At 31.7% G+C, this 16630-nt stretch carries 17 protein-coding genes; 15 read left to right on the top strand and 2 right to left on the bottom strand.

The window, feature by feature from the left end:
* Window positions 1–14: 14 nt before the first annotated feature.
* The 9 genes from fmt (at window position 15) to ACSYT2_RS08515 (ending at window position 9034) form a co-directional block, all read left to right on the top strand.
* A complete protein-coding gene (fmt, locus tag ACSYT2_RS08555; RefSeq protein ID WP_430854808.1) occupies window positions 15–941 on the top strand; it encodes a methionyl-tRNA formyltransferase in 927 nt (308 codons plus the stop codon).
* Window positions 942–952: 11 nt separating this feature from the next.
* Window positions 953–1645, top strand: a complete 693-nt coding sequence (locus ACSYT2_RS08550) for a zinc metallopeptidase (protein ID WP_430854807.1) — start codon at window positions 953–955, stop codon at window positions 1643–1645.
* Window positions 1646–1656: 11 nt separating this feature from the next.
* A complete protein-coding gene (gene rsmB, locus ACSYT2_RS08545) occupies window positions 1657–2976 on the top strand; it encodes a 16S rRNA (cytosine(967)-C(5))-methyltransferase RsmB (RefSeq protein ID WP_430854806.1) in 1320 nt (439 codons plus the stop codon).
* An 8-nt stretch (window positions 2977–2984) separates the two neighbouring features.
* Entirely contained in the window at window positions 2985–4022 is a 1038-nt protein-coding gene (gene rlmN / locus ACSYT2_RS08540; RefSeq protein WP_430854805.1) for a dual-specificity RNA methyltransferase RlmN, read from the top strand.
* Between the two features lie 31 nt (window positions 4023–4053).
* Window positions 4054–4773, top strand: coding sequence for a Stp1/IreP family PP2C-type Ser/Thr phosphatase (locus tag ACSYT2_RS08535; RefSeq protein ID WP_430854804.1), 720 nt, complete (start codon window positions 4054–4056; stop codon window positions 4771–4773).
* 1 nt (window position 4774) lies between these two features.
* Complete coding sequence (pknB, locus tag ACSYT2_RS08530) at window positions 4775–6751, top strand: Stk1 family PASTA domain-containing Ser/Thr kinase (protein WP_438384536.1); 1977 nt, start codon at window positions 4775–4777, stop codon at window positions 6749–6751.
* A gap of 134 nt (window positions 6752–6885) precedes the next feature.
* Entirely contained in the window at window positions 6886–7755 is an 870-nt protein-coding gene (gene rsgA, locus ACSYT2_RS08525) for a ribosome small subunit-dependent GTPase A (protein ID WP_438384535.1), read from the top strand.
* The gene (gene rpe / locus ACSYT2_RS08520) at window positions 7749–8399 is read left to right on the top strand and encodes a ribulose-phosphate 3-epimerase (RefSeq protein WP_438384534.1); all 651 of its coding nucleotides are present in this window, start codon (window positions 7749–7751) and stop codon (window positions 8397–8399) included. Before rsgA ends, rpe begins: the two co-directional genes overlap by 7 nt.
* Window positions 8399–9034, top strand: a complete 636-nt coding sequence (locus ACSYT2_RS08515; RefSeq protein WP_438384533.1) for a thiamine diphosphokinase — start codon at window positions 8399–8401, stop codon at window positions 9032–9034. The genes rpe and ACSYT2_RS08515 overlap by 1 nt, the downstream gene beginning before the upstream one ends.
* Window positions 9035–9295: 261 nt before the next feature.
* Here ACSYT2_RS08515 and rpmB read toward each other — a convergent pair whose 3' ends face one another.
* On the bottom strand, window positions 9296–9487 hold the full coding sequence (gene rpmB, locus ACSYT2_RS08510; protein ID WP_430854799.1) for a 50S ribosomal protein L28: 192 nt from the start codon (window positions 9485–9487) through the stop codon (window positions 9296–9298).
* Window positions 9488–9684: 197 nt separating this feature from the next.
* On the opposite strand from rpmB, the gene ACSYT2_RS08505 reads away from it, so the two are divergent.
* The 6 genes from ACSYT2_RS08505 to ACSYT2_RS08480 all read left to right on the top strand — a co-directional run bounded on the left by ACSYT2_RS08505 (window position 9685) and on the right by ACSYT2_RS08480 (window position 15458).
* A complete protein-coding gene (locus ACSYT2_RS08505; RefSeq protein WP_430854798.1) occupies window positions 9685–10035 on the top strand; it encodes an Asp23/Gls24 family envelope stress response protein in 351 nt (116 codons plus the stop codon).
* 11 nt (window positions 10036–10046) lie between these two features.
* The gene (locus ACSYT2_RS08500; RefSeq protein WP_430854797.1) at window positions 10047–11687 is read left to right on the top strand and encodes a DAK2 domain-containing protein; all 1641 of its coding nucleotides are present in this window, start codon (window positions 10047–10049) and stop codon (window positions 11685–11687) included.
* A gap of 70 nt (window positions 11688–11757) precedes the next feature.
* Window positions 11758–13791, top strand: coding sequence for an ATP-dependent DNA helicase RecG (gene recG / locus ACSYT2_RS08495; RefSeq protein ID WP_438384532.1), 2034 nt, complete (start codon window positions 11758–11760; stop codon window positions 13789–13791).
* Between the two features lie 65 nt (window positions 13792–13856).
* Window positions 13857–14405, top strand: a complete 549-nt coding sequence (rsmD, locus tag ACSYT2_RS08490; RefSeq protein WP_430854795.1) for a 16S rRNA (guanine(966)-N(2))-methyltransferase RsmD — start codon at window positions 13857–13859, stop codon at window positions 14403–14405.
* A gap of 11 nt (window positions 14406–14416) precedes the next feature.
* The gene (coaD, locus tag ACSYT2_RS08485) at window positions 14417–14896 is read left to right on the top strand and encodes a pantetheine-phosphate adenylyltransferase (protein WP_430854794.1); all 480 of its coding nucleotides are present in this window, start codon (window positions 14417–14419) and stop codon (window positions 14894–14896) included.
* Window positions 14897–14924: 28 nt separating this feature from the next.
* A complete protein-coding gene (locus ACSYT2_RS08480) occupies window positions 14925–15458 on the top strand; it encodes an ATPase (protein ID WP_430855751.1) in 534 nt (177 codons plus the stop codon).
* Here ACSYT2_RS08480 and ylbJ read toward each other — a convergent pair.
* Window positions 15438–16607: a sporulation integral membrane protein YlbJ gene (gene ylbJ / locus ACSYT2_RS08475; RefSeq protein WP_438384531.1), complete on the bottom strand. Its 1170-nt coding sequence runs from the start codon at window positions 16605–16607 to the stop codon at window positions 15438–15440. The two genes, ACSYT2_RS08480 and ylbJ, sit on opposite strands and share 21 nt — an antisense overlap.
* Between the last annotated feature and the right edge of the window lie 23 nt (window positions 16608–16630).

Here is a 16630-nt window from a genome sequence, read left to right as displayed (position 1 = left end):
TAGGAGGAATACTGATGAATATAGTCTTTATGGGAACCCCTGATTTTGCAGTTCCATCATTAAAGAAGATAATAGAAAAATATAATGTGCAAGCTGTTTTTACGCAACCCGATAGACCAAAGGGCCGTGGTAAGAAAGTTATCTACTCTCCTGTTAAGGAAATTGCTATGGAGCATAATATACCAGTTTATCAACCTTTAAAATTAAAAGATGATAAGGAAATGATAGAGGCTTTAAAGGAAATGAAACCTGACTTTATTATTGTGGTAGCATTTGGGCAAATATTAACGAAAGAAGTCCTAGATATTCCAAAGTATGGATGTATAAATCTTCATGGCTCATTATTGCCTATGTATAGAGGTGCAGCACCAATACAATGGGCTGTAATAAACGGGGAAAAGAAATCAGGAAATACCACAATGTTAATGGATGTTGGCTTAGATACAGGGGATATGCTACTTAAGGATGAAGTAGAGATACCAGAAGAAATGACTTCAGGTGAATTATATGATATTCTAAAAGATAGAGGAGCTAATTTGTTAGTAGATACAATTGAGGGAGTATCTAAAGGTGAGATAGAGCCTAAGAGGCAAAGTGATGAGACTTGCTATGCAAAGATGTTAGATAAAAAGATAGCTCTAATTAATTGGGATGATACTGCTAGCAGTATTCATAACCTTATAAGAGGTTTAAATCCATGGCCTATTGCTTATACTAATTATATAGGGCAACAAATGAAAATATATGAATCTAAGGTCCTTAAAGAGAAATCAAATAAGGAACCAGGCAAAATAATAGGCGTAAGCAAAGAGGGAATTAGAGTTTCATGTAGTGATGAAGTATTACTGATTAAAAAAATACAGTTCCCAAATGGGAAGCCACTAACAGTAGAGCAATATATTAATGGACACAAGATTGAGGAAAATGAAATATTAGGATAGGAGTGATTACTATGTTTTATCCATCATATTATTTTGATCCAACATTCTTATTCCTAATTCCAGCTGTAATTATAAGTTTTTGGGCTCAGTCAAAAGTAAGCTCAGCTTATAATAAATACAGTAGAGTTAGAACTATGAATGGATACACTGGTGAACAGGTAGCAAGAATGATGCTAAATGAAGCAGGTCTTTATGATGTATCAATTGAAATGGTAAATACAAAGCTTGGAGATCATTATGATCCTAGAAGCAGAGTTTTAAGATTATCACCTGATGTGTACTCTGGAGCAACAATTGCTTCAGCAGGTATAGCAGCTCATGAAGTTGGGCATGCAATACAACACCAACAAGCCTATAAGCCACTAGTTGTAAGAAATCAAATTGTTCCTGTAGTAAATGTGAGTTCTAATATATCGTGGATATTATTTTTCATGGGTATAGTATTTTCATTTAAACCATTAGTAACAATTGGAATAATTTTATTTTCGGCAGCAGTTATTTTCCAACTTATAACATTGCCAGTTGAGTTTAATGCATCAAATAGAGCGTTAGCAATACTTGAGAGTAGAGGGATTCTTTATGGAGATGAAGTAAAAGGAGCAGGTAAAGTCCTTGATGCAGCAGCTATGACATATGTAGCAGCAGCTTTAATGGCAATTTCACAATTAATAAGATTACTAGCTATAAGCAGAAGAAATGATTAAAGAGGTAGAATATGAATAGTAGAAACATTGCAGTAGATGTACTTGATAGAATAATTAATGAAGGAGCGTATTCAAATATAATTCTTTCTAATGAATTAAATAATTCTGAGCTTTCAGATAAAGATAAATCATTAGCTACAGAATTAGTTTACGGTACCTTAAGAAGACTTAAAACATTAGACATGATAATATCATCATTTGTGAGAGATATGTCAATGATGGATAAGAAGATTTTAACAATACTAAGAGTGGCGATATATCAAATGAGATTCTTAGACAAGGTACCTTCATATGCAGCTTGTAATGAAGCAGTAGAGCTTGCAAAAGAAATTTCAGAAAAAGATTCTAAACTAGTAAATGGAATTTTAAGAAACTATCTTAAAAAAGAAGGTTCTATTGAAATAGATTTTAGAAATAAGATAGATGAAATTGCATATGAATTATCATTCGAACCATGGATGGTCAGAATGTTTATAAAGCAATATGGTGAAAAAGAAGCTTTAAGGATCTTATCAGGTTTAAATAATACACCTAAAGTTACAGTTAGAGTTAATAACTTAAAAGGTAATTATGAAGATGTATTTGAGGAACTTGAAGAAGCTGGATACAAGGTTGAAGATGGATATGTATGTCCAGAGGCAATATCTATACTAGGTGGAAGAGGAATAGAAAAAAACCAGGCATTTATTGAAGGGAAAATAACTGTGCAAGATGAAAGTGCTATGCTTGTAGCACCATTATTAGACCTTGAAGAAGGGCAAAAGGTATTAGATTTATGTAGTGCTCCGGGAGGCAAAACAACTCATATTGGAGAATTATTAGAAAATACTGGAGAGATATTAGCCTTTGATTTACATCCTCAAAAGCTTGAGCTTGTAAAAGAAAACAGTGATAGATTAGGTATTACCAATATTAAACTTGCTGAAATGGATGCTACTAAATTGAACGTAGACTTAGTTTCTTCAGCAGATAGAATATTATTAGATGTACCTTGTTCAGGTATTGGAATAATAAGGAAGAAACCTGAAATTAAATGGAATAAAAAGAGAAGCGATTTAAAAGAAATCGTGGGAGTACAAAGAGAAATAATGAAGAACGCTTGGGAATATTTAAAGAAGGATGGAGTAATGATTTACTCAACATGTACTTTAAATAAGGAAGAGAATGAAGAAAATATAGAATGGTTCTTAAGTAAATATAAAGATGCAAAGCTTGAAAAAGTATTTGTAGGAAAAGGCGATAATCTTAAATATGACAATTCAGGAATGTTAACAATTTTACCTAATGAGTATATGGATGGATTCTTCGTTGCTAAACTTAAGAAGAATTAGGAGTGAAAATGAATAACTTATTAGATTATACACTAGATGAATTATCATCATGGATGAAGGAGAATGACGAAAGTAGCTTTAGAGCTAAGCAAGTTATTTCTTGGATTTATAAAGAAGTATGGGATTTTGATAGGATGAAAAATATCCCTCAAAATCTAAAGGATAAATTAAAAGAGAATTTTTATATAGGAATACCAGAGGTAGAAGAGGAGTATGAATCTAAAATAGATGGTACTAAGAAGCTATTGGTAGCCTTTAGAGATGGCAATCTAATAGAGACTGTTATTATGAAATATAAACACGGTAATTCTATATGTATCTCTACCCAAGTAGGTTGTAGAATGGGATGCAAGTTCTGTGCATCAACTATTGATGGGAGAGTAAGAAATCTTACAGCTGGTGAAATATTATCACAAGTTCTAGTTGCACAAAAACTTATTGGTGAGAGAATTTCTAATGTTGTTTTAATGGGAAGTGGAGAACCGCTAGATAATTATGAGAATGTTCTGAAGTTCTTAGAAGTGATTAACGCTGATTATGGATTGAATATTGGTCAAAGACATATAACATTATCAACATGTGGCATAGTTCCAAATATTTATGATTTAGCAGATAGGGAATTAAGCATAACTCTTGCAATTTCACTTCATGCCTTCAGTGATGAAAAAAGAAGAGAAATAATGCCAATAGCAAATAAATATACTATAAAGGAAATCCTAGATTCTTGTGACTATTATATAGAGAAAACAAAAAGAAGAATTACCTTTGAATATTCATTAGTAAAGGATGTTAATGACTCTGCCGAAGATGCAAAAGCACTAGGCAAATTACTAAAAGGATTACTATGTCACGTAAATTTAATACCAGTAAATGAAGTGAAAGAGAATTCCTTTAAGAGGTCATCCGAAAAGACTATTGAAACCTTTGAAAAGATATTGAAGAATTCAGGGATAGAAGTAACGGTAAGAAGAGAAATGGGAAGCGATATAAATGCTGCCTGTGGACAGCTTAGAAGAAGTTACATAAAGTTATCTAAAACTGAGTAGATAACGCCCAAAACAAAGGGGGAGAGAGTAGATGGTTGGTTCAATAAGTGACATAGGTATGGTTAGAAGTCTTAATGAAGATTTTATACATTATCTAGAGACAGAGGATTTTAGTATTTATGTTGTAGCAGATGGAATGGGTGGACATAATGCAGGAGAAGTGGCTAGTAAAATGGCAGCTGAAGGCGTGGTGGAATACATCTCGAATAATTTTTATTTAGAAAATGAAGATCAGATATTAAAAAAAGCGATTGAAAAAGTTAATGAAGATATATATAAACACTCAATTCAAAATGACAATCTAAATGGAATGGGGACAACAGTTGCTGCTTGTCTAAAAATCAAAGACAAGGTAAAGGTAGCTAATGTTGGAGATAGTTCTTGCTTTGGTATTAAAGGAGATTCAATTATAAAAATAACAAAGGATCATTCTTTAGTACAAGAATTAGTTGATTTAGGTACAATTTCAGAACAAGAGGCAGCCAATCATCCAAAGAAGAATATAATTACTAGGGCTGTTGGAACAGCGCAAGAGGTTATAGTAGATATATTTAGCTTAGATAAATCTGAGTACGATATGTATATGTTATGTTCTGATGGTCTGACTAATGAAGTGACAAATGAGGAGATTGTATCAGTAATAAATGAAGAAAAAAATCTTGTTGATGCATGTCTTAGACTTGTAAATCTTGCAAAATATAAGGGTGGCAGAGATAATGTAACAGTATTGTTGTTTGGAGGAGAGATGTAGGATGATAGGAGAAGTATTAGGTAATAGATACGAAATACAAGAGAAGATAGGCGAAGGCGGAATGTCAATAGTCTATAAAGCTAGATGTAATAAGCTTAATAGATATGTAGCCGTTAAAATTCTAAAAAAAGAATTATCAGATAATGAAGAGATAGTTACTAAGTTTAAAAGAGAGGCAACGGCAATTGCTGCCTTATCAGATAATAATATAGTGAATGTATTAGATGTTGGAACTCAAGATGATCTAAATTATATTGTTATGGAGTATGTAAAGGGAAAAACCTTAAAAGATGTAATAAAGCAATTTGGAAAGTTAAATTATGAGACAGCCATAACAATAGGTACTCAGATTGCTAAAGCATTAGAATGTGCACATAAGAACAATATTATTCATAGAGATGTAAAACCACAAAATGTACTTGTTACAGAAGAAGGTGTAATAAAGGTTACTGATTTTGGTATAGCAAAATCAGCATCTTCAGCAACACTAACTAATACTACTACAATAATGGGATCAGCACATTATTTCTCGCCAGAGCAAGCAAGAGGAAGTTTTATAGATGTAAGAACTGACTTATACTCATTTGGTGTTGTTTTATATGAAATGGTGACTGGTAAGTTACCATTTGAAGCAGATTCACCAGTAACTATAGCATTAAAGCATATTCAAGAAGAAGTAGTACCACCAAAACAGTTAAATTCTAAGATTCCAGAAAGTTTAAATAAATTAATATTGAAAGCTATGGATAAGGATGCTAATAAGAGATATCAGACTGCTAGGGAAATTATAGTAGATCTTCAAAAAATCAAAGATGATCCTGATTCAGTAATTGATAGTGCAGAAGATAATGATGGTACTGATCACACAATAGTAATGGCACCAGTTAAAGTACCAGAAAAACCATCTGGACAAAAGGAATCAATTAATAAGAGTCTTGAAGATGATTATTATGAAGATGAAGAAGATGATGAATACTACGATGATGAGTATGATGATGAAGATGATGAAAAAAAGGGAAAGAAAAAAATGAATAAGAAGCTTATTACAAGTATAGTAGTTGGAATAGCAGTATTTCTAGCATTAGGTTTAGGTGCATTCTTCATATTCAGTGGTGGATCATCATCTGATAAAGGGGACGTAAGTGTTCCAAATATTACAGGAATGACAAAGGAAGAAGCTAAATCTGCTCTTGAAAAAGAAGGATTAGTATATGAAGAAGCAGGTACAGAGAATAGTGATGAACCAGAGGGTACAGTAATAAGTTATAGTCCATCAAACCAAATGGTTAAAAAGGGTTCAAAGGTAAGAGTAATTTTAAGTAAAGGTCAAAAGAAACTTAAAATGGAAGAATTCGCTGGAGATGACCTTGATGCATTAAACTCATTTTTAACTAAAAATAAGATGGCTGCAGCTACTGAAAGTAGGGACTATAGTGATACTGTGCCAGAAGGAAAGATAATAAGTACAAATCCTGCAGCAGGTGCTGACATTGATGCTAGTACAAAGGTTAGTGTAGTTATAAGCAAAGGACCAAAAGAAAAGTATGCCGAAATACCAAACTTAAGAGGATATACTAAGGAAAATGCAATAAAAGAAATAGAAAGACTTAAATTTAAAGTTGGTAAGATTACTACGAGAGAAGTTGAAGGTGATCAGGTAGGTAAGGTTATTGAACAAGGATATCAGCCAGGAGGTAGGTATCCAGAAGGAACGGCTATTGATATAATAGTAGGAGTTGAAAAGCAAAAACCTGTAGAGCCGGAAAAGAAGAAAATAAATATAGATGATTTACAATTACAAGTTGGAATGAGTTTAGAGGGTGCTAAAAATAAAATTAAGAATGTTGCACCATGGCTTAATATTAAGGGGATAGATAAGGTTAAAGAAGGAGAAGTTTTACTTGATTGGTCACCAAAAGGGACTGTAGTTGAGGAAGGTGGATCAGTTACTTTAACATTTGGAGAAAAGAAAGAATAAATATATTTTTAATAGAGAGTAGTACTATACTACTCTCTATTTCTTTTTTCTTATTTAAAAGGTGATTTTTGGTTTGCAATTATACAGTAAATTTGGTTATTATATATAATAGGAATTAAAATATTGGAGGTATTATGGAAGGAAAAATAATTAAAGGTATAGGTGGATTTTATTATATAAAAACTACAGAAGGAATAATCGAATGTAAGGCTAGGGGGAAATTTCGTCATAAAGACATGAAGCCTATGGTTGGAGATGATGTTACAATAGAGGTTACTAATGGTAAGGGTGTTATTGAAGAAATTCATGATAGAAGATCTGAATTAATTCGCCCGACTGTTTCGAATGTAACTTTAGCCTTTGTTGTTTTTGCTATAAAGAATCCTGATTTAAACTTTGATTTGTTAAATAGATTTTTAGTATTATGTGAAAGTAATAATATAGAAGTTATCGTATGTTTAAATAAAGTTGATCTAGTAAATGAAGAAGAAAGAGAAGTAATAAAAAATAAAATTAATGACATAGGATATGAAGTTCTATATATTAATGCTAAAAAAGGTGAAGGAGTAGATATGCTTAGAGAAAGGATGGAGGGAAATGTAACAGTCCTTTGTGGTCCATCTGGAGCAGGAAAATCTACACTTATTAATACCCTAACTGAAAGAAATCATATGGAAACAGGTAATGTAAGTGAAAAGATTGGTAGAGGTAAGCATACAACAAGACATAGTGAACTTATTGATGTTTCTAATGGTTATATAGTTGATACACCGGGATTTTCAACATTAGATGTATCATTTATGGATAAAGAAAATCTTAGATACTGTTTCCCAGAGTTTGAAGAACTTAATGATATGTGCAAGTTTAGAGGGTGTTTACACCATAAAGAACCTGGATGTGCAATAAAGGAAGCAGTTGAAGATGGGAAAATAAACGAACATAGATATAAATTCTATGTAAGAACTTTAGAAGAAATACTAGATGGGAGGAAATATAAATGGTAATGATATCACCGTCAATTTTATCAGCTGACTTTTCAAAGTTAGGTGAAGATGTAGAAAGAGTAGCAAAGGCAGGGGCAGATTGGATTCATATTGATGTTATGGATGGACAATTTGTTCCTAATATAACAATTGGAGCTCCTGTAATAAAAGCTTTGAGAAATAAAACAGATAAGGTATTTGATGTTCACTTAATGGTTGAAACACCAAGTAGATTTGTTGATGATTTTGTTGATGCAGGTGCTGATATAATCACAATTCATTATGAAGCTGAGAAACATATTGATAGAGCAATTCAATATATAAAATCAAAGGGTGTAAAGGTTGGACTTGCTTTAAATCCTGGAACACCAACATCCTTAATAAAGGATTTAATACCTCAATTAGATATGGTATTAATAATGTCTGTAAACCCTGGATTTGGAGGACAAAAGTTTATTACATATTCATTAGATAAGGTAAGAGAAGTAAATGAATTAAAAAATAAATCTAATAAAGAATTAATGATTCAAGTTGATGGTGGGGTGGATATAACAAATATAAAGACTTTAGTTGATGCAGGCACAACTGTAGTTGTTGCAGGTTCAGCAGTTTTTAAGGAAAATAAGATAGAAGAAAATATTACTGCTTTAAGAGATAATGCCTAATGAGATCTATTGTTGTCACTGGAGGTAACCCACCTTCAAAAGAGTTGCTAATTAAATATTTAAAAGAGGATGATTTTATTGTAGGTGTTGATAAAGGTTGTAATATTTTGTATGAATATAATATAACACCAGATTTAATTTTAGGAGATTTTGATTCAGCTAAGAAAGATGTTATAGAAGAATTTAAGAAAAGAGGATCAAAGATATTAGAATTTGAACCAGAGAAGGATTTTACTGATACTGACTTAGGATATATTAAAGCCAAAGAGAATGGGGCAGATGAGATATTACTATTTGGAGCAACGGGGACGAGAGTTGATCATATGTTAGGTAATATGGGGTTATTATTTAAGGCGCTTAGAGAAGGTGTAAAGCTTAAAATAATAGATGATAATAATTTTATGTATTTAGTTGATAAGGAAACAACATTTAAGGGGGAGTATGGAGACATTATAAGTTTTCATTCCCTAACAGATGTGGTTAAGAACATAAATATTAAAGGAGCTAAATACAAATTAGAAAATTATGATATGACTATGTTAGAACCAAGAGCTATATGTAATGAATTTTTAAATGAGGATATTACAATATCCTTTGATTCAGGAATTATTTTAGTAAATTTCCCAAGAGATTAAAAAAGTTATCACTAATAATCTATTTGTTACATAGAATGTAATAAAGAAGATTATTGGTGATTTTTTTTTTAGCAAGTTATGTATGGGAGGAAGAGATGAAGATAATAGCAATTAAGTTACCAAGGTTCATATCAAATTTTATTAGGTTTTTTAGAAGAAGAAAATAGCCTACATAGAAAAAAAGAGTGGCATAATGCCACTCTTTTTACGTTAAATAAAAAAATGCAAATTGCATAGGCAATTGCATTTTTCTATTCGACCTTATATCGCTCTTTGAACCTTACCAGATCTAAGGCATCTTGTACATACATGAACTGTTTTTGGTGTTCCGTTAACTAAAGCCTTTACTCTCTTTATGTTAGGAGCCCAAGTTCTCTTTGATTGACGATGTGAATGGCTGTACTGTACTCCAGAAACTACGCCTTTATTACATATATCGCATCTTCTTGCCACTTGAAAACACCTCCTTATATAGTAAATATAAAATTTCTCTTCAATAGGACAAATACGATTTTATCATAAGTAGTATAATATATGCAAGTAAAATATAAAATAAATTATGATAAGATATATATTATAGGAGATAATTCTTGAATATTATATCTTTCTAATATAAAATAGACATAAGGAAAGTATGAGGAGGAATTGTAATGGTTGGATTTTCAAAAGAAAATGGTTATATACATTACTCTGATGAGGTATTAGCGAAAATAGTTGGATTATCAACTATGGAATGCTATGGTGTAGTTGGAATGGTATCTAAAAACGCTACTGAAGGTTTTTGGGAACTTATGAGAGTAGAAAATTTAAGCAAGGGAGTAAAAATTACTCTAAATGAAGAAGATAAATTAAACATAGAATTATTTGTTATGGTTGAATATGGAACAAAGATTTCTGTAATAGCAAATAATATAATCCAAAAAGTACGTTATAGTGTTGAAAACTTTACAGGATTAAAGGTTTCTGCTATAACAGTGAATGTTCAAGCGGTAAGAGTCTAGGAGGGAATCTAATGGAATACAAATCAATAAATGGCCGTGATTTTTATAACATGGTCGTAAATGCTAGCAATAGGTTATCAGAAGAAAGTGATTTCGTAAATGCTCTAAATGTATTTCCTGTGCCTGATGGTGATACAGGAACAAACATGTCTATGACATTTAAAGCAGCCGTTAAGGAAATAGAAAACATTGATTCAACATCTATTGGTGAAGTATCAAAAAGACTTGCAAAGGGTGCATTAATGGGTGCAAGAGGTAACTCAGGAGTTATTCTTTCACAAATATTAAGGGGTATTTCAAAGGGCTTAGAAGGTCTAGAAAATGCTGATCCAGCACAAATGGCAGTTGCACTTAAAGAAGGATCAAATGCAGCATATAAAGCAGTAATGAGACCAACAGAAGGGACAATTCTTTCTGTTATTAGAGCAACAGCTGAAGCAGGCATGGAATTACAAAAGCAAGATGTTGCAGAATTCATGGATGAGGTAACTAAGGCAGCAAAAGTTATGCTTGATAAAACACCAGATTTACTTCCAGCATTAAAGAAGGCAAAAGTTGTTGATTCAGGTGGTATGGGATTATATATCATACTTAGTGGGATGACAGAAGCTTTAAAGGAAGAAATTACGGCGGAAGTTAAGGATATAAAAATTTCTGAAGGTGGAGCTGTAGGGGCACAATCAACTGCTGATGTTGATATTAAATTTGGTTACTGTACTGAATTTATTATATTAGGAGATGCTAATAAAGCTAAATCATTCCAAGATGAAATTGAGCCAATGGGAGATTCCATGATTGTTGTAGGATATGACGATGTAATAAAAGTACATATACATACAAATGATCCAGGAAAGGTTCTTGCAAAGGCAGTTCAAATTGGAGAATTATCAAAAATAAAAATTGATAATATGAGAGAAGAACATAGAGAACTTCTTATTAATCAACAAGAGAAAGAAAATGCTCTTGAAGTTGAGGAAGAAGTAGTTGAAGAAGCTAAAAAATATGCATTCATAACTGTAGCTATGGGTGATGGAATTACAAACATATTTAAGGATCTTGGAGTTGATTACGTTATTGAAGGTGGTCAAACTATGAATCCTTCAACACAAGATATGCTTGAGCGTATCAATAAGATAAATGCTGAACATATATTTATTTTACCAAATAACAAAAATATTATTATGGCAGCTAATCAAGCGGCAGAGATTACAGAAAAAGATGTAAGAGTTATACCGACGAAGTCAATTCCTCAAGGAATTACTTGTGTTACAATGTTTAATGCAGAAGCAGAAGTTGATGAAAATGAGAGTGAATTAAACGAATTAATAGAAACTGTTAAGACTGGTTCTGTAACTTATGCAGTTAGAGATACAGAAATGGATGGAATAGAAATAAAAGAAGGAAATATGCTTGGTCTAGTAGAAGGAAAGATTAAAGAAGTTGGACCAGATAAATTTGAAGTTGCTGAAAAGGTACTTGAAGATATGGTTGATGAGGATAGTGAACTTATTACTGTATTTTATGGCGAAGATGTTCAAGAAGATGAAGTTAATAGCTTTATAACTAAACTTGAAGAGAAGTATGATGACTTTGACATTCAATGCTACAAAGGCAATCAACCTTTATATTATTTCTTAATGTCAGTAGAATAAATTGATTTATATATATTAACAAAAAGCACCTTTGGTGCTTTTTGTAATTTTAGGAGTTTGGAGAAAAGAAATGGATATTTATAGCTCAGTATCAACACTAAAGGGTGTAGGTCCTAAGGTGTTAGAAAGACTAAATAAAGTTTCAATATTCAATATTTTAGACTTACTACTTTATTTTCCAAGGGATTATGAATTTGTAAATGGGAATATTCCTTTTGAAGAAATAGATGGTGAAGAAAAACAAATTTTGACCTGTAAAGTAATGGGAATAAAGAGAGATGTAAGGACAAAAACAGGAAAAACTATATCCACTGTTGATTTTGATTATAATGGTCATTTAGTACAGGGGAAGTGGTTTAACCAGCCATATATAAAAAATAGTTATAGAATAGGCCTTACTTATAACCTAATAGGTAAATTTAAACGGATAGGTAAAACTTTAGAGATAGTAAATCCATTAATAGGGGGTCAAGATGCTTTAAAAAGTGAAATAATACCTAAATACCCATTGAAGGGCGATTTAACTGATAAGCTTATTACAAAGCTGGTAAGTAGCATTTTAGATTCTATTACTATTACTGAAAACTTACCAAGTGAGTTACTTGAAAAATATTCATTAATATCTTTAGATAAAGCAATACGAGAAATACATTTTCCTAAAGATAAAAATTTATTAGAAGGAGCAATTACAAGGCTTAAATTCCAGGAATTGTTTACATATTCTATGAAATTATTACTTTTAAAGAAGAAGATAAAGAGTAGTAGTAATGGAATGAGTTTTCCTTGGAACGAAAAACTAGGGGAGTTAAAAGCTGCCTTACCTTATGAGTTAACAGGTGCTCAGACAAGGGTGGTTAGGGAAATACTTAGAGATCAGAAAAGTTCAGCACCTATGAATAGACTTGTTCAAGGGGATGTAGGTAGCGGTAAGACGATAGTAGCATTAATAGCAATTTATAATATATATACTAATGGTTATAAATCGGCATTTATGGTTCCAACTGAAATTTTAGCTAATCAACATTATGAAGAAGCCAAGAAATTACTTGGACCTTTCGGTGTTGAAATTGAGTTATTAACAGGGAGTACCTCAGCTAAAGAGAAAAAGAGAATAAAGGAAAGAATAGGGGAACCAGGGCCACTTGTTGTAATAGGAACTCATGCCCTTATTCAAGAAGATGTAGATTTTAATAATCTCGGATTAGTTGTTACAGACGAACAACATAGATTTGGGGTAGAACAAAGAAGTAAATTGATAAATAAGGGAAAAAGAGCAGATGTAATTGTTATGACAGCTACACCAATACCAAGAACTTTGGCACTATATTTATACTCAGACTTAGATGTATCAGTTATAGATGAGTTACCTCCAGGGAGAAAGAAAATAGATACAAAATTCTTTACTGATAATGCAAGAAATAGTGCCTACGAACTGGCTTTAGATGAAATCAATAAGGGGAGACAAGTTTACATAGTTTGTCCATTGATTAATGAGGATGAAAAAGAACAATTAAATTCTGTAGAAAGCGTATATAAGAAGCTCAAAGAAGGAATATTTGCTCACATTTCAGTTGAGGTTCTACATGGAAAAATGAAGCCTGCTGAAAAAGACGAAATAATAGGTAGGTTTAAGAATAATGAGGTGAAAGTGCTAATATCTACCACTGTTATTGAAGTTGGTGTGAACGTCCCAAATGCATCTGTAATGATTGTAGAAAATGCAGAGAGATTCGGCTTAGCACAATTGCATCAATTAAGAGGTAGAGTCGGTAGGGGGCAGTATGAATCTTATTGTATTCTTATAGCTAATGCCAAGAGCAATACAACAAAGAAAAGAATGTCAATTATGACTGAGTCAACAGATGGATTCTTTATATCTGAGCAAGATTTAAAGCTTAGGGGATCTGGTGAGATGTTTGGAATGAAACAAAGTGGAGATGAAGGGTTAGTTCTTGCTGATATATATGAAGATATTAATATTTTAAGATGTGCTAGGGAAGAGGCAAAGAAAATACTTTCATCAGAGGATAATAAAAATAAAAAATTAGTCTTTGAAGTAGCTGCTGGATTAGAGAAAAGTAGTAGGTATATATGCTTTAATTAAAAAATTGTATATATTTATCGGTTATGATAAAATGTTAATAAAATGACACTTAGGAGGATGAAAAAGTGAGAATTATAGCAGGAAAAGCAAAAGGACGCAAGTTAATTCCTCCTGCAACAATGGAAACGAGACCAACTTTAGATAGAGTTAAAGAGGCAATGTTTAGCATGATTCAAGGATATATTCCTGATGCTGTAGTTGTTGATGTTTTTGCAGGAACAGGTAGCTTAGGGTTAGAAGCAGCAAGTAGAGGAGCAAAGGAAGTTTATTTAATTGATAAAAGTTCAGTGACTTTCCCACTTTTAAAAGAGAATGTTCAAAATTTAAAATTTGAAGATTTCTGTAATCCATTAAATATGGATTCATATGAAGCATTAAAAATGCTTGCAAGAAAAGAAAAGAAATTTGACATAATTTTTATAGATCCACCTTATTGTAAAGAAATGATTCCAGATGCAATGAAGGTAATAAAAGAGCATAATATGCTTTCTGAGGATGGAATTATTGTAACAAAGATTGATAGTATAGAAGAAGTTTATGAAGGATATGAAGATATAAGACTTACAAGAAGCAAGAAATATGGAAATACAACAGTTTGCTTCTACCAGTATTAAGGAGGAGTGGGATGAGAATCGCGGTTTACCCGGGAAGCTTTGATCCAATTACTAATGGACATTTAGATATTATATCTAGGGGTTCAAAGGTTTTTGACAAACTGATTGTTGGGGTTTTGGTTAATGTTGATAAGAAGGGGCTTTTTGATATTGAAGAAAGAGTTGAACTTATAGAAAGGGTAACAAAGGATTTACCTAATGTTGAAGTTGTAAGCTTTAATGGATTACTAATTGATTTTATGAAGCATTACGATGCTAATGTTATATTAAAGGGATTAAGGGCTTTTTCAGATTTTGAGTATGAATTTCAAATGGCTCTTATGAATAATAAGTTAGATCCAGATGTTGAAACTTTATTTATGATGACTTCAGCACAGTATTCATATTTAAGTTCTTCAGCAGTAAAACAGGTTGCTAAATTTGGTGGTTGCATAGAAGGGTTAGTACCTGATGCAGTTATATCAGATGTTATAGATAGGGCAAAGAAATAAGAGAAGGGGTGGCAGTGTGGACAAAAATATGGACGTAAACATTGTAGAATTATTAGAATATCTTCAGGATTTAATTGAGAATTCGCCTAAGGTACCTATTAGTGGGAAAACTATGGTTGATAGAAAAGAAATATTAGATGTAATTGATCAAATAATTAATTATCTACCAGATCAATTTAAAAAAGCACAATGGGTTATGAATGAAAGAGAGAGAATTCTTAGTGAGGCAAAAAAAGAGTACGATTCAGTAAAAAAAGAAACAATGGAAATGATGAGACAGAATGTTGAAAATCATGATGTTGTGAAAGAAGCAAAAATTAGGGGACAAGAAATAGTAGCAGCAGCAAAAAGAGATGCAAAAGCTATAAGACTTGGGTCAAGAGATTATTCAGATGAGATATTAACAGAATTAGATAGGGAACTTGAAGCTAAAAAAGTAGAGCTTATTAAGGCGCTTCAAGTTAGTTTTGAGTCTGTAGCAGGTGAAATAGATAAGGACCTTACTGGGATAAGCTCTACCATTAAAGATAACATTAAAGAATTAAGAGACATGAAAAAATAAGTTTTTCATTACAAATTCGATAAATGCAAGAATAAGTAAAATAACAATTGGAATAAAGTACATATAAGCATCTAATGATGCTAGTGTATTTGATGTTGAAGTTGTTATACTTCCGAGAAAAAAATTTGATATACCAAGAGTTATAAGAAAACTTATGATACCTTGGAAAAACTTTAAAAGGATATATTTTATTATAGGTACATGGTGTTTGCTTGTAAATGAGCTTACTTGTGCTATTATTGATAGTCCGGAAAATGAGCATAGGAAACTTATAATACTTAACTTCAATGGTATAGTTAAGGATGAGGTAGCAAGTATGTTGCAGCCGTTAGTTATTTCAATACTTCCTAAAAAAAATGCATATAGGGAATCTTTTGGTAGATTTACATAGGATTCTATGTTGTTAAAAATAATGCTTATAGGAGCATTATTTTTTATTATGCCAATAACTACAGAGAAAATAATTATGAATCCCCCAACAGATATAGTTGTAGTTAAAGCATTTTCAATGGCATCTTTAAAAGCTTGCCCAAAGTTTTTATTGGGAGTAGGTGGAATAAAACTAGTTGGCTTTGACAGTGGTTTTTTTCCTTTTGTAATAAATCCAATTATTATAAGGGATAAATAATTAGGGATTAGAAGTAAGTATCCAAATTTAATGTTACCAAGCATAGCAGCACTTACAGAACCTATAATAAACAAAGGACCGCAATTTGAAGCTATATTAAGTAATCTTATATATTCCTTTCTATCTATATATCCAAGATCATAGATGTCAGAACAGTACTTAGCTCCTAGTGGATAGCCACATAAAAAACTTGCAGCTAAGGGAAAAGAGCAATTCTTTGAAAGTCCTAGTGGACGGCATAGCAATGGGCCTAAGAGTTTTGAATAAATAGAAATACCATCATAGGATATAAGTAAATTACATATTACAAGAAAAGGAAATAATGTGGGTAACATTGCCTTAAACCAAAGATTGGCCCCTTCAATTGCTGCTGCCATGGATACTTTTAAATTTACAGCAAATAGAATAATTAATAAACTTATAAAAAAACAGATAATTTGATTTTTTGTTATATTTATAAGTTTAAATAAAATTTGAATTAAAAGAATAATTAATAGCCATAAGAAAAAAATACTAATCACGAAATCACTCCTATCTATAGTAT

It is taken from the genome of Clostridium zhoujianii, assembly GCF_051590805.1.
GTDB lineage: Bacteria > Bacillota > Clostridia > Clostridiales > Clostridiaceae > Clostridium.
Note: the sequence above shows the minus strand (reverse complement) of the source record. Positions and strands in the feature narration are given on the sequence as shown.